Below are 20,732 nucleotides of genomic sequence, written 5' to 3'. Positions count from 1 at the left end.
GTCCGGATGTCAGCCGAACCGGCCGGTGACGTAGTCGTGCGTCTGCTTCTTGGTCGGGTTCATGAACAGGTTGTTCGTGGCCCCGAACTCGACGAGTTCGCCGAGATACATGAAGGCCGTGTACTGCGAGATGCGCGCGGCCTGCTGCATGTTGTGCGTGACGATCACGATGGTGAACTCGGAGCGGAGCTGCTCGATCAGCTCCTCCACCTTGCCGGTCGAGATCGGGTCGAGCGCCGAGGTCGGCTCGTCGAAGAGGATGACTTCCGGCTTCTGGGCGATGGTCCGCGCGATGCAGAGCCGCTGCTGCTGCCCGCCGGACAGCCCCATGCCCGAACCCTTCAGCTTGTCCTTCACCTCGTCCCAGAGCGCCGCCTTCCGCAGCGCGCTCTCGACCCGCAGGTCCACCTCCGCCCTCGGCAGCTTCTCGTAGAGCCGGATGCCGAAGGCGACGTTGTCGTAGATCGACATCGGGAAGGGCGTCGGCTTCTGGAACACCATGCCGACGCGGGAGCGAAGCTCGTTCACGTCGATGGACGGCGACAGGATGTTGCGCCCGTCCAGCAGCACCTCGCCGGTCGCCCGCTGGTCCGGATACAGGCTGTAGATCCGGTTGAAGCAGCGCAGCAGCGTCGACTTCCCGCAGCCCGAGGGGCCGATCAGGGCCGTCACGTGCCGGTCCTTGAAGTCGAGCGAGATCGACTTCAGGCTGTGGAAGTCCCCGTAATAGAAGTTCAGGTCCCGCACGGCGATCCGGGTCGGGCTGTCCGCGACCGGCGCCCGCCCGCCCCGGTCGAGATGCACCATGGAACTCACGGCGTTCATCGGACTGCGTCCTTCCTGATGACGAAGCGGGCGACAACCGAGAGCCCGAGGATCGTGATGGTGATGATGAGCGCGCCCGCCCAGGCGAGTTCCTGCCAGTTCGTGTAGGGCGACAGCGCGAATTGGTAGATCGTGACCGGCAGGTTCGAGACGCCGCCGACCAGCGTGGGGCTGAACCAGAAATTGTTGTTCAGCGCCGTGAAGAGGAGCGGCGCCGTCTCGCCCGCGATGCGGGCGGTCGCCAGGATGATGCCCGTGACGATGCCGGAGCGGGCGGCCCGCCAGCTCACGAGCGTGATGACCTTGGATTGCGGCGCACCGAGCGCGGCCGCCGCCTCGCGCAGCCCGTTCGGCACCAGGCGGAGCATGTCCTCCGTGGTGCGCACGATCACGGGCACCGCAATGATGGCGAGCGCCACGCCGCCGGCCCAGCCCGAATACGACCCGAAGGGCGCGACGAGCAGCATGTAGACGAACAGGCCGATCAGGATCGACGGCGCCGAAAGCAGCACGTCGTTGATGAAGCGGATCACGGCGGCGAGCTTCGAGGTGCGCGCGTATTCGCCGAGATAGGTGCCCGCCAGGACCCCGATCGGCGTCGCCACCACGATGCCGAGGAAGGTCAGGACGAGCGAGCCCACCATGGCATTGGCGAGGCCGCCGCCGGCACTGCCCGGCCCCGGCGTGATGCTGGTGAAGACCGAGGGGCCGAGCGCCGCAAAGCCGCGCCAGAGCAGCATCAGCAGGATCCAGCCCAGCGCGAAGACGCCGATGGCCGTAAACAGCGCGCTCGCGATCTTCAGGGCGCGGTCCGCCACGCGGCGGGCCGGCCGGACGCGGCGCGCCGGCATCGCGGGCTTGTTCATGGCGGCAGCCGGAAGCACGGAGGTTTGGGTCGCCATCGCTCAGATCCTCTGCACGCGGGCGATCAGCAGGCGGGCCGAAATCAGGACCGCGAAGGTGACCAGGAACAGGATGCAGCCGAGGGCGATCAGCGCGTTGAGCTGCAGGTCGCCCGCCTCGTTGAACTCGTTGGCGATGCGGGACGCGATGGTCGATCCAGGATCGAAGATCGAGGAGCCGAGACGGTTCGCGTTGCCGATCACGAAGGTAACCGCCATCGTCTCGCCGAGCGCGCGGCCAAGGCCGAGCATGATCGCGCCGATGATCGAGACCCCGGCCTGCGGAACGAGGACGTGGCGGATGACCTCCCAGGTCGTGCAGCCGATCCCGTAGGCGCTCTCCCGAAGCACGGGCGGGATCTGGTCGAGCATGTCGCGCGTGACGGACGCGATGAAGGGGATGATCATCAGGGCCAGGATGATCCCGGCGGTGAAGATGCCCGTCCCCGAGGGAACCCGCGAGTAGATGATCGTGCCGACGATCGGCAGGCCTTCCACCACGGAGTTCAGCGGGATCTGGATGTAGTTCGCCACCAGCGGCGCGAAGACGAAGAGGCCCCACATGCCGTAGATGATGGACGGCACGGCCGCCAAAAGCTCGACCGCGGTTCCGACGGGCGTCTTCAGCCAGGGCGGGGAGAGCTGGGTCAGGAAGATCGCGATCCCGAGCGAGACCGGCACTCCGATCACCAGGGCGATGAGGGCGGACGACAGGGTCCCGGCGATCGCCGGCCAGGCGCCGTACTGGTCCGCGCCCACGTTCCAGATCGACCCCGACACGAAGCCGAAGAAGCCGAACTCCCGGAAGGCGGGCCAGCCGCCATAGACCATCGAGGCGAGGATGCCGAGAAGGACCAGGAGGACCAGGGCCGCGCAGCCGATCGCGGCGGCCCTGAAGATCCGGTCGAAACCGGCATGGGAGAGGCGGCGTGAGCCGGTGCTCGTAGAAGCCAAGACGTGCTCGGATGTTGCGACCAGGGACAAGCCGCCCTCCCTTACTGAGTCAGGAGCGAAGGGTCGATGAGCCCAGGGCTACTGCGTCTTGATGCTCTTGAACGCCTCGGCCCGGATTTCCGTCGTGACCTTCTCGGGAAGCGCGACGTAGTCGAGATCCGCCGCGAGCTTGCCGCCGCTCTTGAATGCCCAGTCGAAGAACTTCACCACCTCGGCGGCGCGCTTGGGGTCCTTCGGCTCCTTCGGCACGAGCACGAAGGTCGGCGCTGTGATCGGCCACGCGGTCGGGCCAGCCTGGCTGGTGAGCGAGATGCCCATGCCGGGCTGAGAGCGCCAATCGGCATTGGCGGCAGCTGCCTCGAAGGAAGCGGCATCCGGGCTCACGAACTTGCCGTCCTTGTTGCGGAGCTGCGTGTAGGGGAGCTTGTTCTGCTTCGCGTAGGCGTACTCGACATAGCCGATCGAGTTCGGGATCTGCTTGACGGCCGCGGCGACGCCCTCGTTGCCCTTGCCGCCCTGGCCGATGGGCCAGTTCACGGCCGTGTTGGCGCCGAGCTCGCTCTTGAACTGGGGGGAGGTCTCGGAAAGGTACGTCGAGAAGATCGATGTCGTCCCGGACGCATCCGACCGGTAGACCGGCGTGATGTTGGCGTCGGGCAGCTTCACGCCCTGGTTGAGCTCGGCGATCCTGCGATCGCTCCACTTCTTCACGTCGCCGCGATAGATGTCGGCCAGCAGCTCGCCCGTCAGCTTGATCTGGCCGGGCTCGACGCCCTGGATGTTCACCACCGGGACGACGCCGCCGAGCACCGTCGGGAACTGGACGAGCCCGTCCTTCTCGAGGTCGGCACCCTTCAGGGGCGCATCGGTGGCGCCGAAATCGACCGTGCGGGCCTTGATCTGGCGGATGCCGCCCCCCGAGCCGATGGACTGGTAGTTCACGGTCGCGCCGGTCGCGGCCTTATAGGCCTCCGCCCACTTGGCGTAGACCGGGAAAGGGAAGCTCGCACCGGCCCCGGTGATCTCCTGTGCGAAGGCCGCGCCGGACATCAGGGCGGCGACGCCGATGGCGGCCGCGAAAAAGCGAGGTTTCATCTGCATCTCCACTGATCGGCCGCTCAGCGCCGCCTGGCAGCGCCGGGGTTTCCGATCTTCGTCGCCGGGCCGGCAGGCTCGGTGCCCGCTGTTTGGCGCCCGACGGCCGCACCCCTATGACGGCTGCATGACACTTCAATGACAGCGCCCGGTTCCGGGTTCAGGGGGCGGGTGGAAAGAGTGCCCGGAAGGTCGCGCCCTGGCCGGGCGTGCTCTCGATGGCGAGCCGGCCGCGATGGCGCCCGACGATGTGCTTGACGATCGCGAGGCCGAGGCCCGTGCCGCCCTGCGTCCGGCTCTCGGCGACGTCGACCCGGTAGAAGCGCTCGGTGAGACGCGGGAGGTGCTCGGGCGGGATGCCCGGGCCATGATCCCGGACCGAGAGCTCCACGCGCTCGCCCTCGGACCCGGCCGCGGACGAGCGCCCGACGACGATCTCCACGGCCTTGCCGGGGCCGCCATACTTGATGGCGTTCTCGACCAGGTTTTCCACCAGCCTCAACAGCTCGTCCCGATCGCCCAGGATGAGGATCGGCTCGGCGGGAAGATCGAGCGCCAGTTCGACACCCCGTTCGCGCGCGAGCGGGGCCATCACCTCGACCATGTGGGCGACGGTCTGTCCGAGATCGACCAGGCTCGTCGGCGGCACATGCTCCTTCAGCTCCACCCGGGAGAGCTGGAGCAGGTCGTCGATCAGCCGCGTCATCCGCTGCGCCTGGACCTGCATGATGTCGAGGAAGCGCTCGCGCGCCTTCGGATCGTCCCTGGCGGGGCCCTTCAGGGTGTCGATGAAGCCGGAGAGCGAGGCGAGCGGCGTCCGGAGCTCGTGGCTGACATTCGCGATGAAATCGACGCGCATCGTCTCGAGGCGGCGATGGTCGGTCAGATCGCGAAAGAAGAGCGCGACCGCCGGCTCCCCCAGCGTCGTCGCGCCGCCGGATGCGAGCCGCCTGATCCGTACCTCCCAGGTCTGCTCGTGGCCCGAGCGCCCCGGAACTTCGACCCGGGCCGGCTCGCCGGAGGCTGCCACCGCCGGGATGGCGTCAAGGATCTCTGGGGAGCGCAGCGCGAAGGCAAGGGGCTGCCGTTCCTTGAGGCCGGGGAGGATCGCCCGGGCAGCCTCGTTCGCTCCGGTCACGACCAGGCGCCGGTCCACCAGGATCACGGGATCGGGGAACACGGAGGCAGACGGGAGGAGCGGCGGCGTGGCCGGCGGCTTGCCTTCGCGGCGATCCTCGCGCGACGAGGCGCTCGGCCATAGCCACGCGAGCGCGACCGCGACGAGCCCGGCGAGCAGCACCCAGACGCTGAACTCGGCCCGGGCGAGCAGGACCGCGAAGATGCAAACCGCGGCGATCGCCGCACCGATGGCCGCCCGCCCGCGATCGCGCGCACCTGTCCAGGGCATCCTTGCCGCCTTATCGCCGCCGGTCTGGCGGACCAGGGCCGGGTATCCCGGCCGGACCGGGATCGGCAAGCTCCCCCGCGCGTTCTGCGTGGGTTGCCCCATCCGGCTCCTCGGCCCGGCGCGCCTCTTGCAGGCCGGGTGCTGGCACGCGGGTCAGGCCGGTGCAACATTCGTCCATCAGGGACCGTCCTCCGGCCCCGACAGCCCGGATCTGCCGTGTCGATCCTCGTCGCGCTCCATCACGTCACGACCTATCGCTACGACCTGGCGATCCAGCTCGGACCGCAGACGATCCGGCTCCGGCCCTCGCCATCGGGCCGCACGCCGATCCCGAGCTACTCGCTCAAGGTCACGCCCTCGAAGCACTTCCTCAACTGGCACCTCGACCCGGGCGGGAATTGGAACGCGCGCGTGGTCTTTCCGGAGCGGACGGCCGAACTCCGGATCGAGGTGGACCTGACGGCGGAGCTCGCCGCCCGCAATCCCTTCGATTTCTTCATCGAGGATTATGCGGCCGCCTGGCCCTTCGCCTATCCGGACGATCTCAGGGCCGAGCTTTCGCCCTATCTCGTCCAGGAAGGCGCCGGGGAGCATTTCGAGGCGTTTCTCGCGCGCGCTCCCCAGGGGCTGGGGACGGTCCAGCTTCTCACCACCCTGAACGGCATGCTGGCGCAGGAGATCCGCTACGAGACGCGCCTCCAGCCCGGGGTGCAGAGCCCGGACGAGACGCTCCGCCTGAAGACGGGCTCCTGCCGCGACTCCGCCTGGCTGCTGGTGCACCTCCTCCGGCGGCTCGGTTTCGCGGCCCGGTTCGTCTCCGGGTACCTGATCCAGCTCACGCCGGACGGCGGCGCCGTCGAGGGTCCGCCCGGCCCCGAGCGCGACTTCACCGACCTTCACGCCTGGGCGGAGGCCTATCTCCCCGGCGCCGGCTGGCTCGGCCTGGACGCCACCTCCGGCCTGCTCTGCGGCGAGGGGCACATCCCGCTCGCCGCCGCGCCGCATTACCGCTCGGCCGCGCCGATCTCCGGCTCCAACGAGCCGGCCGGAGTGGAGTTCGGGTTCGAGATGAGGGTCACGCGGGTCGCCGAAGCGCCCCGGACCACGAAGCCGTTCTCGGATGAAGCCTGGACGTCTCTGGACAGGCTCGGCGAGGCCGTCGATGCGGATCTCGCCGCGCAGGACGTGCGGTTGACGATCGGCGGCGAGCCGACCTTCGTGAACCTCGCCGACCTCGGGGCTCCGGAATGGAACGCCGCCGCAACCGGGCCGACGAAGCGCGCCTTCGCGGACAAGCTGATCAGGCGATACCGGGACCGGTTCGCGCCGGGCGGGCTCCTGCATTACGGCCAGGGGAAATGGTACCCGGGCGAGAGCCTCCCGCGCTGGGCCTTCGCCCTCTATTGGCGCCGGGACGGGCGCCCGGTCTGGCGGGACCCGGAACTGATCGCCCGCGAGGATGCGCCGTCCGGCGCCGGCGTCGCGGAGGCGAAGCGACTGGTCGAGGCGCTCGCGACGCGCCTCGACATGGCTGAGTACGTCCTGCCCGCCTACGAGGACCCCGTCCATTGGATGGGGGAGGAAGCCAGGCTCCCGGCCAATGTTTCGCCGGCGGACCCGAGGCTCGGCGATCCCGAGGCCCGCGCCCGCATGGTGAGGGTCTTCACCGGCGGGCTCGGCGATCCCGTCGGCTATGTGCTGCCCCTCATGAGCCTGGAAGAGGGGCCCGGCCGGAGCTGGGTTTCCGAGCCATGGGAGTTCCGGCGGGGTGAGATGTTCGTCCTGCCCGGCGATTCCCCGCTCGGCTCCCGGCTGCCGCTCGCCTCGCTCCCCCACGTGCCGCCGGAACACTACCCCTACTACTCGCCCCAGGATCCCCTGGAGGAGAGGGAGGCCCTCCCCGACGAGCTTGCCGGGCATGTCAGGAGCAGGGGCCGGCGCCGCGTTGCGGTGCGCACGGCACTCGCCGTCGAGGCGCGCGACGGCACGCTGCGCGTGTTCATGCCGCCCCTGGAGCGGATCGAGGACTATCTCGAACTTCTCGCCAAGCTGGAGGATTCGGCCGCCGAGATCGGCCATGCCCTCCATGTGGAAGGCTACCCGCCGCCCTTCGATCCGCGGCTCGACAACATCAAGGTGACGCCCGATCCCGGCGTGATCGAGGTCAATGTCCACCCCGCGAAGGGCTGGCAGGAAGCGGTCGCCATCACGACGGGCGTGTACGAGGATGCCCGCGCGCTCGGACTTGCCGCGGAAAAGTTCATGATCGACGGCCGCCATACCGGGACGGGCGGCGGCAACCATGTCGTGCTGGGCGGCACGACACCGGCCGATTCACCCTTCCTCCGCCGGCCGGACCTGCTGAAGAGCCTCGTCCTGTACTGGCAGCGGCACCCTGCCCTCTCGTACCTCTTCGCCGGCCTCTATATCGGCCCGACGAGCCAGGCGCCGCGCTCGGACGAGGCGCGGCACGAGGGGCTGTACGAGCTCGAGATCGCGCTTGCGCAGATCCCCGGCCCGGAGGTGGAGAAGCCGCCGCTCTGGCTCGTGGACCGGGTGTTCCGGAACGTGCTCGTGGACGTGACGGGCAACACGCACCGGGCCGAGATCTGCATCGACAAGCTCTATTCGCCGGACAGCCCGACCGGCCGCCTCGGCCTGCTGGAGTTCCGCTCCTTCGAGATGCCGCCGGATGCCCGGATGAGCCTCGCGCAGCAATTGCTGCTGCGGGCGATCATCGCCTGGCTGTGGCGGCAGCCGCAGGACGGCGGCTTCGTCCGCTGGGGGACGGCGCTGCACGACCGCTTCATGCTCCCGCATTTTCTCTGGGCGGATTTTCTCGACGTCCTGCGGGACCTGAACGGGGCCGGCTATGCGTTTGACCCGGCGTGGTACGAGGCGCAGCGCGAGTTTCGCTTCCCGCTGTTCGGGACCGCGGAACATGGCGGCGTGCGCCTCGAACTCCGCCAGGCGCTCGAGCCCTGGCACGTGCTCGGGGAGGAGAACGGCGGCGGCGGCACGGTCCGCTATGTCGACAGCTCGGTCGAGCGCCTGCAGGTCAAGGCGTCCGGCTTCGTCCCGGGCCGGCACGTCATCACCTGCAACGGCCGGCGGCTGCCGATGACGCCGACGGGCGTCTCGGGCGAGGCGGTCGCGGGGCTCCGCTTCAAGGTCTGGCAGCCGAGCTCCGGCCTCCATCCCACCATTCCGGTGCATGCGCCCCTGACCTTCGATGTCCTGGACGGCTGGAGCGAGCGATCGCTCGGCGGCTGCATGTACCATGTCGTCCATCCGGGCGGGCGCGTCTACGACACCTTCCCGGTCAACGGCCTGGAGGCGGAAGGCCGCCGGCTCGCCCGCTTCCACGATCACGGGCACACGCCCGGCCGGGTCCCGATCCCGCCCGAGGAGGTGAACCTGGAATATCCCCTGACGCTCGATCTTCGCCGCCCGGCGCCGCGCTGAGCGGCCCGAATGGTGCGCAACGCCGGATTGTGAAGCTTGCGAGGGCCGGCTACTACCGATTCGCGATCGGGCCCGGGTGCCCTCGACAGGACGACCAGATGCGGAAGCCCCTTGCTGCGGCGGTGCTCGTTGCGTCCCTTCTTGCGGGGTGCGGCTATTTTCCGGTGCCGCCCGACCCGCTGCGGCTCGTCGACTCGCCGGCGGACGTGGCCACCTGCCGCTCGCTCGGCAAAGTGGGCGGCCCGATCAGGACCGATGGGCGCGGCCCCTATGTCTATGGCGCGCTGACGACCCCCGTGCCGGCATCGAGCCCCGACGCCGTGCCGCCGCCCGGCGGGTGGGGCGTCCTGCAGAAGGCCGACAATTTCGCCGTCCGCCTGGAGCCGCTCCGCGACGAGGCGCTCCGCCGCGGCGCGACGGACCTCCTCCTGATCCGCCGTCCCTATCGCGACTGGTCCTGGGTCGAGGGCGTCGCGTATCGCTGCCCCACCTACCGGACCCCGTCGGTCATCAGCGCCCGCTCCTGAGCGAGGCGCCTGCGGCCCGGAGGGCCGCCGGCTAGGGACACCGGCTCGCCTGGCCGTCGTCGCACCGGTCGATGCGGCGTCGCTTGGCCGCCTTGGCAAGCAGGCGGCGCCCCTCTAGCTGGGCGGCGCAACCAATAGGCTCGCTGATGTCCCCTCGCACGCGCCGCCTGGCGCTCCCGGTCCTCGCTCTCGCGATCGGCCTCGTCGCCCTTGGCACCGCGATCTACTTCACGCTGCTTCCGCGCGGCGGTTCGACCGTCTCGATCGGCGGCCCCTTCTCGCTGGCCGCGGGCGACGGCAGGACGGTGACGGACCGCGACCTGCGCGGCAGCCCCTACCTGGTGTTCTTCGGCTTCACCCACTGCCCCGACGTCTGCCCGACCAAGCTGTTCCAGCTCTCCGAGGTATTCCGGGAGATGGGCGACAAGGGAAAGAATGTCCGGGCGCTCTTCATCACGGTGGATCCGGAGCGTGACACGCCCGACATCATGAAGAGCTACGTCTCGAGCTTCGACGACCGCATCATCGGCCTGACGGGCTCGCAGGAGGCCATCGACAAGGTCGTCCGCGATTTCCGCGCCTATGCCAAGAAGGCTCCGACCAAGGACGGCGACTACACGATGGAGCACACCTCGCTCGTCTACCTGATGGGCAAGGACGGGAACTTCATCGGCGCCTTCAACCTGGACCGGCCTCCGGCGGAGGCGGCCCAGGATCTTCTCCGCCGCATCTGAGGACCGCGCCGCGCGCCGGGCCGGCGCGCGGGATGTCCTATCTCACTCCTGGAGCATGCGCTTCAGGAGTTCGACCTCTTCCGACAGGGACGTGTCGGCCCCGAGCGCCTTCTCGATCTTGCGCACGGCGTGGAGCACCGTCGTGTGGTCGCGGCCGCCGAAGCGCCGCCCGATCTCCGGCAGGGACCGGAGCGTCAGCACCTTGGACAGGTACATGGCGATCTGGCGCGGCTTCACGACGGCTGCCGTGCGCCGCTCGGACAGGATGTCGGACCGCGAGACGTTGTAGCGGGACGCGACCAGCTTCTGGATGTCCTCGATCTTCACGCGCTTCGGCTCGCGCGAGCGGACGAGGTCCCGGATGGCGACCTCCGCGGTCTCCAGCGTCACGGCGGTGCCCGACAGGGTGGCATGCGCCAGGAGCCGGTTCACGGCGCCCTCGAGGTCCCGCCCGTTGGTGCTGATGGAATTGGCGACATACTGAACGACGGCCGGGCTCACGTCGAAGCCCGGATGGGCCGTCTTCACGGCCGCGATCCGCTGGTTGAGGATCCCGGCGCGCAGCTTCTCGTCCAGGGCCGAGATCTCGACCACAAGGCCGCCGCCGAGCCGTGAGCGCACCCGCTCGTCGAGGCTCTCGAGCTCTGCCGGCGGCCGATCCGCCGCCACCACGACCTGCCGGCCCGCGTCGATCAGGGCGTTCAGCGTATGGCCGAATTCCTGCTGGATCGTCCGCCCCTGGATGAACTGCACGTCGTCCAGGATCAGGAGGTCGATCCCGCGCAGGCGCTCCTTGAAGGCGAGCGAGGTCTGCGCCTTCAGGGAGGCGACGAAGCCGTACATGAAGCGGTCGGCCGTCAGGTAGATCACCCGCCGGCCCGCAAGGCGCGTCTCGTTGCCGATGGCGTGCAGGAGATGCGTCTTGCCGAGGCCGACGCCGGCCTGGATGTAGAGCGGGTTGTAGAGCGCCTGCGGGCCGTCATGGCGCGCGATGCGCTCGGCCGCCGCCTGGGCGAGCGCGTTGGACCGGCCCACGACGAAGCTCTCGAAGGTGAGGCGCGTGTCGAGCGGTGCGCCGGCGATCTCCCCGTCTGCGCGGGGGACCGCCGGAGATGCGGGCGCCGCCGCGCTCGGGGCGGGCAGAATCTCCGGCTGGCTGCCGTTCACATGGATCCCGTTCGGCTTTGCCGCCGCGGCCGCGTTGCGGCGCGCGATATCCGACCCCTTGAACGCAACGCCATCCCGCGAGCCGCTGCGCACCACGATGGAGATGTTCGCCGTCGAGGAGGTCTCGCTCCGGTAGGCGGTGAGCACCCGCTCCAGGTAGTGAGCCTCGATCCAGCTCTTGAGGAAGCGCGTGGGCACGCTGAGGCGGGCGGCGTTATCCGTGACCTCCTCCATCTCGAGTCGGGCGAGCCAGCTCATGAAGACGTCTTCGCCCAGTTCCGCGCGCAACCGCCGTTTGACGCGCGTCCAAGAATCCTCGCCCAACCCCGCCTCCTGTCACACTCATCCGCCGGCTGCCTCAAACCGGCGGTCACGCTACGCATCACTTCAGGCTTCTTCCCGGGCACAGGTCTCCCGTCCCGGCAGGCAAGGAGCGCACGCAAGCACGCCCCTCCAGACCGGGGTTGAAGTCGCCAGAACTACCGAAAACCGAACGCGTCAGAACAGACCAGCAAAACTCGCCAGTTCAAAGATCGATCGCCTTATCCTGTCTTTCTCGCTTCTCGCGACCGACAACGCTCTACTCCGCAAAAAGTGAGCTGTTCTGTGCACTACACGCTGGGAGCGCCTCACCGCAAGAAAGTGGCGAGGCCAGCGGAACGTAGCCGGGGGCTCCCCGAGGCGCAACAGCCTAAACGTGAGTCGAAGGGCGGAGACGGGATCCGCTCGGCGCTGTCGAGCCCCCTTTCCCCTCGCAAACCCAAGGATTCACTGGATTTCGTCGGCCCGAGGGGCGCCGAGCGATCCCTCGCCGGATCGCTGAAAAATCCTCGGCCGGAGCCACCCTCGGAGGGGATTCGCGCGTTGGCGCGGGCTGAGTCTCGCGCTTTGGGGCCTAAGTCACTCGACTGTCATAGGTTTATCTGCGCGGCGCCCCCGCGCGAACCACCCCGGGACAGTTCGAACCAGTCAACTTGAACGAAATAAGAACATTCGTGGAGCCGCGCATTTGTGGCCCGGCATCCACACTTCGTTCGGAATCAAAAAAGCCCGGCGCTAGGGCCGGGCTTTTTGGAAACGATGAGCCGTCGGATCAGGCGCTGAGCGTCGTGATCCGGTGCGCGAGGCGCGAGATCTTCCGGGAGGCGGTGTTCTTGTGCAGGACGCCCTTCTGGGCCGCCCGCATGATCTCGGGCTCGGCCGTCCGGAGAACCTGCGTGGCAGTGGTGCGGTCGCCGGCGGCGATCGCCTCCTCGACCTTGCGCAGGAAGGTCCGCATCCGGGAACGACGGGCCCGATTGACCTCGGTGCGCCGGGCGATCTTTCGCGCCATCTTCTTGGCCGACACGGTGTTGGCCATGGGAGAACCTCGCCGAATAAGGATCGGGCGCCCGAGCCGGGCGACGACGCGATCGCTGCTGATGTGAAAGCGGCAAGAGCCCCGGCGGTTGCACCAGGGCTCTCGATCGGGGGCTTATAAGCCTACCCGGCCGCAAAGGTCAACGCACATTTCCACTCACGCGGCAGCACGGGCGGACACGAAGGCCTCGTGCTCCGAAAGGAGCTCGCCGGCCAGCGCCTTCGCGATCAGGGCGCGGGTCTCGTCGACGCCGTAGAGTGCCACGAAGGAGCCGAACCGCGGCCCGCGCGCCTCGCCGAGCAGGACCTGGTAGATGGTCTGGAACCAGGCCTGCGACACGCCCGGGCGCCCGTCCGGGCTCTTCGCCTTTCCGGACGTGTCCGGGAAATGCGTCCGGCCGACCTCGTAGACGGCGGCCTGCAGTGCCTCGGCATCCGTCGAGCCCGCGAAGGCCGACAGCGCCTCCGAGAGGTCCGCAAGGGCGGCCCGCTCGGCCTCGGTCGGCGCCCTGTAGGCCTTCGAGGGCCGGACGAAGTCGCGGTAATAGGCGAGCGCGTGCCGGACGAGCCGGTCGAGCACCGGGTGGGTCTCCGGCGAGGCGCCCGGCGCGTAGCGGCGGATGAAGCCCCACAGCACGGCCGGATCCTCGGTGTTCGCCACCGCCACGAGGTTGAGCAGCATCGCGAAGGAGATGGTCGCGGCGCGCTCGCCCGCGCCCTGGACGAGCTCCGGCGCGGGCGGATGGCCGGAATGGATATGCCAGACCGGGTTGCCGAGCCGCAGCTTCCAGTCCTGGCCTGCGTACTTCTCCAGGAAGGTGAGGTAGTCGTCCACCTGCCGCGGGATGACGTCGAAGAACAGCCGCTTCGCCTCGCGCGGCTTGTTGTACATGAAGAGCGCGAGGCTCTCGGGCGTGCCGTAGGTGAGCCATTCCTCGATCGTCAGGCCGTTGCCCTTCGACTTCGAGATCTTCTGGCCCTTCTCGTCGAGGAAGAGCTCGTAGTTGAAGCCCTCCGGCGGCTCGGCCCCGAGCGCGCGGGCGATCTGCGAGGACAGCTTGACCGAGTCGATGAGGTCCTTGCCGGCCATCTCGTAATCGACGCCGAGCGCGACCCAGCGCATCGCCCAGTCCGGCTTCCACTGCAGCTTCGCGTGCCCGCCTAGGACGGAGGTCTCGAACCGCTCGCCCGTCTCGGGGTCGCGCCACACGAGGGTTGCGCTGTCGCGCCTGACCTCGTCGATCGGCACCTGCATCACGTGCCCGGTCTTCGGGTGCAGCGGCAGGAAGGGCGAATAGGTGGCCGAACGCTCCGCCCGCAGCGACGGCAGCATGATGGCCATCACCTCGTCGTAGCGCTCCAGCATCAGGCGCAGCGTCGCGTCGAAGCGGCCGGCCCGGTAGCACTCGGTCGCCGACATGAACTCGTATTCGAAGCCGAAGGAATCCAGGAAGGCGCGCAGCCGCGCATTGTTGTGCTCGCCGAAGCTCGGATGGGTCCCGAACGGGTCCGGCACGGCCGTCAGCGGCTTGTTGAGGTTCGCGGCCAGGAGCTCCTTGTTCGGAACGTTGTCCGGCACCTTCCGCAGGCCGTCCATGTCGTCCGAGAAGGCGACGAGCCGGGTCGGGATCCTGTCCTCGGTCAGGACCCGGAAGGCGTTGCGCACCATGGTGGTGCGGGCGACCTCGCCGAAGGTGCCGATATGCGGCAGGCCCGACGGACCGTAGCCGGTCTCGAACAGCGCCTCCTTCTTCCCCGATTTCTCCAGGCGCGCGACGAGTTTCCTCGCTTCCTCGAAGGGCCAGGCAGCTGCCGCAGCGGCGGCGGAACGGAGGTCGGGATCGGACGAGGTCATGATGGTCGATCTGGTGGATCCCCGTCAGATGTCCGCAAACGGCCCGGAGTGCAACCTTCCTGCAACATGCGAAGATTCGTTCAAGTCTTCGCAAGTCACACCTTCCCCGGTTTTCCCGAAACGACTTTGATGAACATCACAACCCAGGAGTTGTCGTGTTCATCCAGGGCGGCTTGGCGCGAGCACACTCCGAGGAAACTGCGTATCGAAAGCTTCCGCTCGAGATTGCCTTCCTCCTCCGGCACGGCATGCCGAGGCCTTCCCTCGAAGACGCCACGGTCCTCGCCGCGGAGGGCGGCGTCTCGGCAGACGAAGCGCTGATCCGGTCGGGTCGGATCTCGGAGGAATGCTACTTTCGACTTCTCGCAGCAGAGCTTGATCTTCCCTTTCTCGATGGATTGCTCGACGTCCATTGTCGGGCCCGTTTCCCGGAAGCCATTCTGGCGGGCCTCGTCCCGCTCGGCCCGGCCGCGGCGGCCCAGTATGCCTATGCGCCGCGCGGCGAGGTCGTGGCTGGCCTCCTGGTCCGTCGCATCCGGCTCGCCGGCGGCATTGCGATCACGACACCGGCGAGCATCCGCAGGAGCGTGATCGCGGCCCGGGGGGAGCAGGTCGCGGCGCTGGCCGCAAACGGCCTGGCCCACCACTCGCCCCGCTTCAGCTACCGGGGCGGAGCGAACCGGCGGCAATTCGCGGTGGGCTATGCGTTCGGCTTCGCGTCCGGGATCGGCGCCGTTCTCGCCCCGGAGGCGACCTGGACCGCCGCCTCGCTCCTCCTCGGGATAGCCTTCCTGGGCAGCACGAGCCTGCGTCTCGCATCCGTGCTGGAGCCGGTGCCGGTATCGCCGCCGCGGCTCCCGCCCCGGACAGCAGATCGCGACCTGCCGGTCTACACGATCCTGGTGGCGCTCTATCGCGAGGCCCGGGTCCTCCCCCGCCTGCTGGCAGCCCTCGAGGCGATCGACTATCCGGCCGCCAAGCTCGACGCCAAGCTGATCATCGAGGCGGATGATCGCGAGACGGCGGCCGCGCTCGCCGGCGTGCGACTGCCCGGCTTCATCGAGGTGATCACCGCGCCGCCGGGAGAACCCCGGACCAAGCCGCGCGCCCTGAACGTGGCGCTGCCTCTCGCACGCGGCGAGTTCGTGACGGTCTACGATGCGGAGGACGTGCCGGATCCGGACCAGCTTCGGCTTGCGGTCTCCGTGTTCGAGCGGTCCGCTCCCCAGGTGGCCTGCCTCCAGGCCCGGCTCGTGATCGACAACACGGGCGACAGCTGGCTCACCCGCATGTTCACGATCGAATATGCGGCGCTGTTCGACGTCCTGAACCCGGCCCTCGCGCGGTTCGACCTTCCGGTGCTTCTCGGCGGCACCTCCAACCATTTCCGCCGCCCCGTCCTGCAGGCGCTGGGCGGCTGGGATGCCTGGAACGTCACGGAGGATGCCGACCTCGGGATCCGGCTCGCCGCGGCGGGCTATCGGGTGGCGGATCTTCCCTCCGCGACGCGCGAGGAGGCGCCCGCTCACCTCGGGGCATGGTTGCGGCAGCGAACGCGCTGGATGAAGGGGCTCCTCCAGGTCTCCGTGACGCATTCCCGGAGCCCGGCCGCCTTGTTCCGCGAGCTTGGAACGGCCCGGGCGCTCGGCGCCCTCGCCCTCACATTCGGGTCCGTCGCATCCGCGGCCGGCTTTCCCTTCCTGATGGTCCTCGCCCTCGATGCCGTGCTCACGGGCCGCCTGTTCCAGCCGCAAAGCCTGCTCGACATCACGGCCGCGGCAGTCGGCTCGACGCTGTTCGCCGCTGGCCTCCTCGCCCTCACGCTGCCGCCGATCGAGGCGCTGCGGCGGCGCCGCTGGCCCGGGCTCCTGGCCCATGTGGCCCTGATGCCGGCCTATTACTGCCTCGTCAGCGTCGCGGCCTGGCGGGGCCTGCTCGAATTCGTGCTGCAGCCCCAGAGGTGGAACAAGACCGAGCACGGCCTGTCGCGGACGACCGGCGGCGCCGGCCTCACCGGCTGATCAGCGCGACCCCGCCCGCGAGAAGCAGCACGCCCCCGATGCGGCGGAGGTCGACCTCGTGCCGGGGGACGCCGAAAAGGCCAAAATGGTCGATCACGACCGAGGCCAGCATCTGCCCGGCGAGGATCAGCGCAAGCGTCGTCGCGGCACCGAGCTTCGGCAGGATCGCGACCGCGATGGCGATGTAGATCACGCCGAAGACGCCGCCCGCCCATGACAGGTACGAGCTTCCGCCGATCTGCGCCGCGCTGGGCCAACCTTGGCGGGTGACGGCGAGGAGAAGCGCCATCGTGAGCAGCCCGCCCAGATAGGAGACGAAGACCGCCCACAGGGCCGAGTTGAGGGCGCCGCGCAGATCCGCGACTAGCGCCTGCTGGACGATGATGCTGGCGCCGGCCCCGAGGCCGAGCGCCGCGAGCACCGCGAACTGCAAGGAGTGCATGCCCCGCCACCCTCCGAAGACCTTGCTCGATGGCCGGCGGGGGAGCGCCCCCCGCTTCGGGAGGTCGCTGGATCAGACGACGCGGGTTCTGAGGGTGCCGACGCCTTCGACGCCGCCTTCGAGCACGTCGCCGCGCTTCACGGCGGCGACGCCGGCCGGCGTTCCGGTCATGATCAGGTCGCCGGCCCGCAGGGTGAAGAGCGTCGACAGGTAGGCGATCATCTCCGGGATGGACCAGATCAGGTCGGCGAGGTCGCCCTGCTGACGGGTCTGCCCGTTCACGTCGAGCCAGATGCGGCCGCTGGAAGGGTGGCCGATCTGCGCGGCCCGCTTCAGGTTCGAGCAGGGCGCGGAATGCTCGAAGCCTTTTCCGGTATCCCAGGGGCGGCCCATCTTCTTGGCCTCGCCCTGGAGATCGCGCCGCGTCATGTCGAGGCCGACGCCATAGCCGAACACGTGGCTCAGCGCGTCCGCTTCCGCGATGTTGTCGCCGCCCGAGCCGAGGGCCGCCACGAGCTCGATCTCGTGATGCACGTCCTGGCTCTGGCCCGGATACGGGAAATCGCCCCCGTCGATGACCAGCGTGTCCGCCGGCTTGGAGAAGAAGAAGGGCGGCTCGCGGTTGGGATCATGGCCCATCTCGCGCGCATGCTCGGCGTAGTTCCGGCCGACGCAATAGATCCGGTGCACGGGGAAACGTGCCGCCTCGCCCTCGATCCAGAGGCTGATCACCGGCGGCGGCTCGAAAACATACGTCATGAAATGGGCGCCTTGCTGCAGGACGGGACGTCCATAGCCCTGGCCGGCGAACTTGGCCATCGGCTGGCGCCGTGTACCGGGGTTGTCGAAACCGGCAAGTCGGATTATGTAGCGCGCCTTGCGGCGGCGCTCAGGCGCCGGCGCTTTCCGACATTTCTGGACCCTGCACCCCGAGTCGACGACGGCTCGACCCGGAGACAAGCGCCATGAAGATCCGCTGCTCGCTGAAATCCGTCCGCGGCCGCCATCGCGACAACCAGATGGTTCGCCGCAAGGGCCGCATCTACATCATCAACAAGACCCAGAAGCGCTACAAGGCTCGCCAGGGCTGAGAACGCTCGTCTCAGCCGATGTGCGCCAGCGCACATCGGCCTGACGGGACCGCATGACACCTTCCTGCCCGGCTGGGCAGGAGGCGTTCATGCAGAACTTTTTGATTTTGCTGCGCACCCGTCTCGTGCGCCTCGCGATCCGACGTCGGCCCGTGCCCGCGAAGGCGCCCGATGCCTGCGCGCCTGCCCCCGCCCCTCAGCCGGCGGCGACCACCACCATCCTGAGCTACGACAGCTTCCGCTGAGTCCGGGAGGCGTCAGGCCTCCAGGCCGAGACGGCCCGCAAGCCCGTTCAGGGCGGACCAGATCGAGGCCGGGTAGGTGATCCCGCCCCGCTCGGCTGCCGCCCGTGCCCTGGCCTCGGGCTCCCCGGGCACCAGGACCGGCTGCGCCGGATCCACCGGCGCGCAGCTGTGCAGATACTCGATCAGCGTCTCCGCCTCGCTGCCCCAGCCCGCCCCTGCCACATGGTCCGGCTGGATCAGCACGGACAGCATGTTGTTCAGGGTTGAACCGTCGCGGGTGTTCCGCGGCGCGATGGTCAGCCCGCCGGTGACCGCCCCCGCGAGGAGTTCGCCGAGGATCGCGAGGCCCGAGCCCTTGTGGGCGCCGAAGGGCAGGAGCGCCCCTTTCGGCTCGCTGAACAGCACCGCCGGATCCAGGGTCGGCCGCCCATCGGCGTCGATCAGGAAACCTTCCCCGACCTGCTCGCCGCGATCATGGGCGACCCGCGCCTTGTTGAGCGCGATGCCGCTCGTCGCGATGTCCAGCACGACGGGGAAATCGCCGGGGCGCGGGATCCCGATCGCGATCGGGTTGGTGACGAAGCGCGGCTCGCGGCCCCCCGCCGGAACCACGACGGGTTCACGGCCGACGACGTTGCAGAAGTGCATGGAAGCGAGCCCCTGCTCCGCCGCCAGCTCGGCGAAGGCGCCGATGCGCCCGAGGTGATGGACGTTGCGGACCGCGAGCAGCGCCACGCCGACCTCGCGTGCGACCGCCGCCGCCCGCTCCAGCGCCGGATAGACCAGCGGCGCACCGAACCCGCGCTCTCCGTCGACCACGAGAATGGGGCCGCTCTCCTTCAGCCACGTGCCTGTCGCACCCGGGTCCACGCGGCCTGCCTCGATCTCGCCGACATAGAGCGGAAGCAGGCTCAGCCCGTGGCTCTGGTAGCCGGACGCATCGGAGCTCGCGAGGTGGCGGGCAACGAGCCTCGCGCCATCCTGCGGCACGCCCACGCCCACCAGGATCCTCGCCGCGAATGCCTCCGCGTCGGCCAGCTTCAACGTCTTCGGTCCACTCATCCAGACTTCCCTTGAGGCGATGTACGCCCGACCAGCGTACGGCAGATTGCCAACGAGCCCAGCGCCTGATTAGACCCACCCGACCGTCCAAACTTCGGGCCATTCTTTGATGACGACGCACAAGCTTCTGTTCCTTCCTGGCGACGGCATCGGCCCGGAGGTCGCGCGGGAGGTGAGCAAGATCCTCACCCTGCTCAGCGAGGCTGGGATCGGCACGTTCGAGACCGAGGAGGACCTGGTGGGCGGCGCCGCCATCGACGCGCATGGCGTCCCGGTGACCGACGCGACCGTGAAGCTCGCCCGGGAGGCGGATGCGGTCCTCTTCGGCTCCGTGGGCGGCCCGAAATGGGCGGGGGTGCGCTACGAGCACCGGCCCGAGGCGGGGCTTCTGCGGCTTCGCAAGGACCTCGGCCTGTTCGCCAACCTTCGGCCGGCGATCTGCTATCCGGCCCTCGCCTCCTCGTCGTCGCTCAAGCCCGAGCTCGTCGAAGGGCTCGACATCCTGATCGTGCGGGAGCTGACGGGCGGCGTCTATTTCGGCGAGCCCAAGGAGATCGTCACGCTCGACAACGGCGAGAAGCGCGCCGTCGATACCCAGATCTACACGACGGGGGAGATCGACCGCATCGCGCGCGTCGCCTTCGAGCTCGCCCGCAAGCGGCGCAACAAGGTCTCGTCGGCCGAGAAGCACAACGTCATGAAGTCGGGCGTCCTCTGGAAGGAGGTCGTCACGCAGGTGCATGCGGCCGACTACGCCGATGTCGAGCTCGAGCACGTGCTGGCCGACAATTGCGCCATGCAGCTCGTGCGGCGCCCGAAGCAGTACGACGTGATCGTCTGCGACAACCTCTTCGGCGACATCCTGTCCGATGCGGCCGCGATGCTGACCGGCTCGCTCGGGATGCTGCCTTCGGCTTCCCTCGGCGCGGAGGACGCGGCCGGACGGCGGGCGGCCCTGTACGAGCCCGTGCACGGCTCCGCCCCCGACATCGCCGGGCAGGGCCTCGCCAACCCGCTTGCCATGATCGGCTCGCTCGGGATGGCGCTGCGCTATTCGCTCGGGCTCGGGGACGTGGCGGACCGCCTGGACCAGGCGATCACGAATGTGCTCGATTCAGGCTCCCGGACCCGGGACATCGCGGCCCCGGGCCAGAACGCGCTCGGCACGGCCGAGATGGGCAACGCCGTGCGCGACGCCCTGAAGCCGCTCCTCGCCTGACCTACTCGATCGGGAAGGTGCCGAGCAGCGGGATGGGACCGTTGCGGGCGCCCGTGAAGGGTCCGCCGATCGGATCGGGAAGCGCGTTCCCCTCAAAGCGCTCCTTCATGTTCTGATAGGGCGGGCTCAGCATGAACGAGACGGTCTGCCCGAGGGGGCTCGCCGGGTTCACGTTGCTGCCCGGCTGGACCACGTTGCCGGGATCGAGCCAGCTGCGCGGGCGCACGTTCAGGCGCAGCGGCTCGGCCACGCTTGCGGCGGTGCCGGCCAGCGTGAGCCCAACAAACGACGCGGCTATGAGTGCTGTGCGACGCATGGCTTGAACCTCACCGGCAAGACGAGGCGGACGGCCCCGCTTTCT

At 69.0% G+C, this 20,732-nt stretch carries 19 protein-coding genes; 7 read left to right on the top strand and 12 right to left on the bottom strand.

From position 1 onward, the window contains the following. Positions 1 to 9 precede the first annotated feature (9 nt). From pstB to ACO2SS_RS20330, 5 genes are all read right to left on the bottom strand, one after another. The gene (gene pstB / locus ACO2SS_RS20350) at positions 10 to 807 is read right to left on the bottom strand and encodes a phosphate ABC transporter ATP-binding protein PstB (RefSeq protein WP_423279750.1); all 798 of its coding nucleotides are present in this window, start codon (positions 805 to 807) and stop codon (positions 10 to 12) included. Positions 808 to 821: 14 nt separating this feature from the next. After that, positions 822 to 1,727 carry a phosphate ABC transporter permease PstA gene (gene pstA, locus ACO2SS_RS20345; protein ID WP_423279608.1) on the bottom strand — a complete coding sequence of 302 codons (906 nt, stop codon included), beginning with the start codon at positions 1,725 to 1,727 and terminating at the stop codon, positions 822 to 824. Positions 1,728 to 1,730: 3 nt separating this feature from the next. Beyond that, the gene (gene pstC / locus ACO2SS_RS20340; protein WP_423279607.1) at positions 1,731 to 2,681 is read right to left on the bottom strand and encodes a phosphate ABC transporter permease subunit PstC; all 951 of its coding nucleotides are present in this window, start codon (positions 2,679 to 2,681) and stop codon (positions 1,731 to 1,733) included. A gap of 78 nt (positions 2,682 to 2,759) precedes the next feature. After that, positions 2,760 to 3,776: a phosphate ABC transporter substrate-binding protein PstS gene (pstS, locus tag ACO2SS_RS20335; RefSeq protein ID WP_423279606.1), complete on the bottom strand. Its 1,017-nt coding sequence runs from the start codon at positions 3,774 to 3,776 to the stop codon at positions 2,760 to 2,762. 160 nt (positions 3,777 to 3,936) lie between these two features. Then, on the bottom strand, positions 3,937 to 5,184 hold the full coding sequence (locus ACO2SS_RS20330) for an ATP-binding protein (RefSeq protein WP_423279749.1): 1,248 nt from the start codon (positions 5,182 to 5,184) through the stop codon (positions 3,937 to 3,939). Positions 5,185 to 5,400: 216 nt separating this feature from the next. Here ACO2SS_RS20330 and ACO2SS_RS20325 point away from each other — a divergent pair, with 216 nt between their 5' ends. The 3 genes from ACO2SS_RS20325 (at position 5,401) to ACO2SS_RS20315 (ending at position 9,910) form a co-directional block, all read left to right on the top strand. After that, on the top strand, positions 5,401 to 8,649 hold the full coding sequence (locus ACO2SS_RS20325; RefSeq protein ID WP_423279605.1) for a DUF2126 domain-containing protein: 3,249 nt from the start codon (positions 5,401 to 5,403) through the stop codon (positions 8,647 to 8,649). Between the two features lie 98 nt (positions 8,650 to 8,747). Then, positions 8,748 to 9,176, top strand: coding sequence for a hypothetical protein (locus tag ACO2SS_RS20320; protein WP_423279604.1), 429 nt, complete (start codon positions 8,748 to 8,750; stop codon positions 9,174 to 9,176). A gap of 146 nt (positions 9,177 to 9,322) precedes the next feature. Continuing rightward, positions 9,323 to 9,910 (top strand): SCO family protein, encoded by a 588-nt coding sequence (locus ACO2SS_RS20315; protein WP_423279603.1) that lies wholly within the window; start codon positions 9,323 to 9,325, stop codon positions 9,908 to 9,910. A gap of 42 nt (positions 9,911 to 9,952) precedes the next feature. On the opposite strand, the gene dnaA is transcribed toward ACO2SS_RS20315, so the two are convergent. The 3 genes from dnaA to ACO2SS_RS20300 form a co-directional block, all read right to left on the bottom strand. After that, the gene (gene dnaA / locus ACO2SS_RS20310) at positions 9,953 to 11,401 is read right to left on the bottom strand and encodes a chromosomal replication initiator protein DnaA (RefSeq protein WP_423279602.1); all 1,449 of its coding nucleotides are present in this window, start codon (positions 11,399 to 11,401) and stop codon (positions 9,953 to 9,955) included. Positions 11,402 to 12,170: 769 nt separating this feature from the next. Beyond that, on the bottom strand, positions 12,171 to 12,437 hold the full coding sequence (rpsT, locus tag ACO2SS_RS20305; protein WP_423279601.1) for a 30S ribosomal protein S20: 267 nt from the start codon (positions 12,435 to 12,437) through the stop codon (positions 12,171 to 12,173). A 156-nt stretch (positions 12,438 to 12,593) separates the two neighbouring features. Beyond that, positions 12,594 to 14,291 (bottom strand): lysine--tRNA ligase, encoded by a 1,698-nt coding sequence (locus tag ACO2SS_RS20300; protein WP_423279600.1) that lies wholly within the window; start codon positions 14,289 to 14,291, stop codon positions 12,594 to 12,596. 248 nt (positions 14,292 to 14,539) lie between these two features. On the opposite strand from ACO2SS_RS20300, the gene ACO2SS_RS20295 reads away from it, so the two are divergent. After that, on the top strand, positions 14,540 to 16,312 hold the full coding sequence (locus ACO2SS_RS20295; RefSeq protein WP_423279599.1) for a glycosyltransferase: 1,773 nt from the start codon (positions 14,540 to 14,542) through the stop codon (positions 16,310 to 16,312). On the opposite strand, the gene ACO2SS_RS20290 is transcribed toward ACO2SS_RS20295, so the two are convergent. Together ACO2SS_RS20290 and ACO2SS_RS20285 are read right to left on the bottom strand one after the other, a co-directional pair. Continuing rightward, positions 16,302 to 16,754 (bottom strand): DMT family transporter, encoded by a 453-nt coding sequence (locus ACO2SS_RS20290; RefSeq protein ID WP_423279598.1) that lies wholly within the window; start codon positions 16,752 to 16,754, stop codon positions 16,302 to 16,304. The two genes, ACO2SS_RS20295 and ACO2SS_RS20290, sit on opposite strands and share 11 nt — an antisense overlap. Positions 16,755 to 16,826: 72 nt before the next feature. Beyond that, complete coding sequence (locus tag ACO2SS_RS20285; protein WP_423279748.1) at positions 16,827 to 17,513, bottom strand: fumarylacetoacetate hydrolase family protein; 687 nt, start codon at positions 17,511 to 17,513, stop codon at positions 16,827 to 16,829. 206 nt (positions 17,514 to 17,719) lie between these two features. Here ACO2SS_RS20285 and ykgO point away from each other — a divergent pair, with 206 nt between their 5' ends. Further along, entirely contained in the window at positions 17,720 to 17,845 is a 126-nt protein-coding gene (gene ykgO / locus ACO2SS_RS20280; RefSeq protein WP_171217119.1) for a type B 50S ribosomal protein L36, read from the top strand. An 89-nt stretch (positions 17,846 to 17,934) separates the two neighbouring features. Continuing rightward, positions 17,935 to 18,090, top strand: a complete 156-nt coding sequence (locus ACO2SS_RS20275; RefSeq protein WP_423279597.1) for a hypothetical protein — start codon at positions 17,935 to 17,937, stop codon at positions 18,088 to 18,090. 12 nt (positions 18,091 to 18,102) lie between these two features. On the opposite strand, the gene ACO2SS_RS20270 is transcribed toward ACO2SS_RS20275, so the two are convergent. Beyond that, positions 18,103 to 19,152 (bottom strand): Ldh family oxidoreductase, encoded by a 1,050-nt coding sequence (locus ACO2SS_RS20270; protein ID WP_423279596.1) that lies wholly within the window; start codon positions 19,150 to 19,152, stop codon positions 18,103 to 18,105. Between the two features lie 109 nt (positions 19,153 to 19,261). Between ACO2SS_RS20270 and leuB the strand changes: the two genes are divergently transcribed. Beyond that, positions 19,262 to 20,371 carry a 3-isopropylmalate dehydrogenase gene (gene leuB / locus ACO2SS_RS20265; protein ID WP_423279595.1) on the top strand — a complete coding sequence of 370 codons (1,110 nt, stop codon included), beginning with the start codon at positions 19,262 to 19,264 and terminating at the stop codon, positions 20,369 to 20,371. A 1-nt stretch (position 20,372) separates the two neighbouring features. Here leuB and ACO2SS_RS20260 read toward each other — a convergent pair whose 3' ends face one another. After that, the gene (locus ACO2SS_RS20260; RefSeq protein ID WP_423279594.1) at positions 20,373 to 20,687 is read right to left on the bottom strand and encodes a hypothetical protein; all 315 of its coding nucleotides are present in this window, start codon (positions 20,685 to 20,687) and stop codon (positions 20,373 to 20,375) included. Positions 20,688 to 20,732 lie beyond the last annotated feature (45 nt).

It is taken from the genome of Enterovirga sp. CN4-39 (genome assembly GCF_049446235.1).
GTDB lineage: Bacteria > Pseudomonadota > Alphaproteobacteria > Rhizobiales > Beijerinckiaceae > Enterovirga.
The sequence above is the reverse complement of the archived record's forward strand: the minus strand, read 5'-3'. Positions and strand labels throughout refer to the sequence as shown.

What these genes read in the sequence shown, in the direction of transcription:
- pstB (WP_423279750.1), bottom strand. Translation starts at nt 807, where the DNA reads ATGGTGCATCTCGACCGGGGCGGGCGGGCGCCGGTCGCGGACAGCCCG.
- pstA (WP_423279608.1), bottom strand. Translation starts at nt 1,727, where the DNA reads ATGGCGACCCAAACCTCCGTGCTTCCGGCTGCCGCCATGAACAAGCCC.
- pstS (WP_423279606.1), bottom strand. Translation starts at nt 3,776, where the DNA reads ATGAAACCTCGCTTTTTCGCGGCCGCCATCGGCGTCGCCGCCCTGATG.
- ACO2SS_RS20330 (WP_423279749.1), bottom strand. Translation starts at nt 5,184, where the DNA reads ATGCCCTGGACAGGTGCGCGCGATCGCGGGCGGGCGGCCATCGGTGCG.
- ACO2SS_RS20320 (WP_423279604.1), top strand. Translation starts at nt 8,748, where the DNA reads ATGCGGAAGCCCCTTGCTGCGGCGGTGCTCGTTGCGTCCCTTCTTGCG.
- ACO2SS_RS20315 (WP_423279603.1), top strand. Translation starts at nt 9,323, where the DNA reads ATGTCCCCTCGCACGCGCCGCCTGGCGCTCCCGGTCCTCGCTCTCGCG.
- rpsT (WP_423279601.1), bottom strand. Translation starts at nt 12,437, where the DNA reads ATGGCCAACACCGTGTCGGCCAAGAAGATGGCGCGAAAGATCGCCCGG.
- ACO2SS_RS20300 (WP_423279600.1), bottom strand. Translation starts at nt 14,291, where the DNA reads ATGACCTCGTCCGATCCCGACCTCCGTTCCGCCGCCGCTGCGGCAGCT.
- ACO2SS_RS20295 (WP_423279599.1), top strand. Translation starts at nt 14,540, where the DNA reads ATGCCGAGGCCTTCCCTCGAAGACGCCACGGTCCTCGCCGCGGAGGGC.
- ACO2SS_RS20290 (WP_423279598.1), bottom strand. Translation starts at nt 16,754, where the DNA reads ATGCACTCCTTGCAGTTCGCGGTGCTCGCGGCGCTCGGCCTCGGGGCC.
- ACO2SS_RS20285 (WP_423279748.1), bottom strand. Translation starts at nt 17,513, where the DNA reads ATGACGTATGTTTTCGAGCCGCCGCCGGTGATCAGCCTCTGGATCGAG.
- ykgO (WP_171217119.1), top strand. Translation starts at nt 17,720, where the DNA reads ATGAAGATCCGCTGCTCGCTGAAATCCGTCCGCGGCCGCCATCGCGAC.
- ACO2SS_RS20275 (WP_423279597.1), top strand. Translation starts at nt 17,935, where the DNA reads ATGCAGAACTTTTTGATTTTGCTGCGCACCCGTCTCGTGCGCCTCGCG.
- ACO2SS_RS20270 (WP_423279596.1), bottom strand. Translation starts at nt 19,152, where the DNA reads ATGAGTGGACCGAAGACGTTGAAGCTGGCCGACGCGGAGGCATTCGCG.
- leuB (WP_423279595.1), top strand. Translation starts at nt 19,262, where the DNA reads ATGACGACGCACAAGCTTCTGTTCCTTCCTGGCGACGGCATCGGCCCG.
- ACO2SS_RS20260 (WP_423279594.1), bottom strand. Translation starts at nt 20,687, where the DNA reads ATGCGTCGCACAGCACTCATAGCCGCGTCGTTTGTTGGGCTCACGCTG.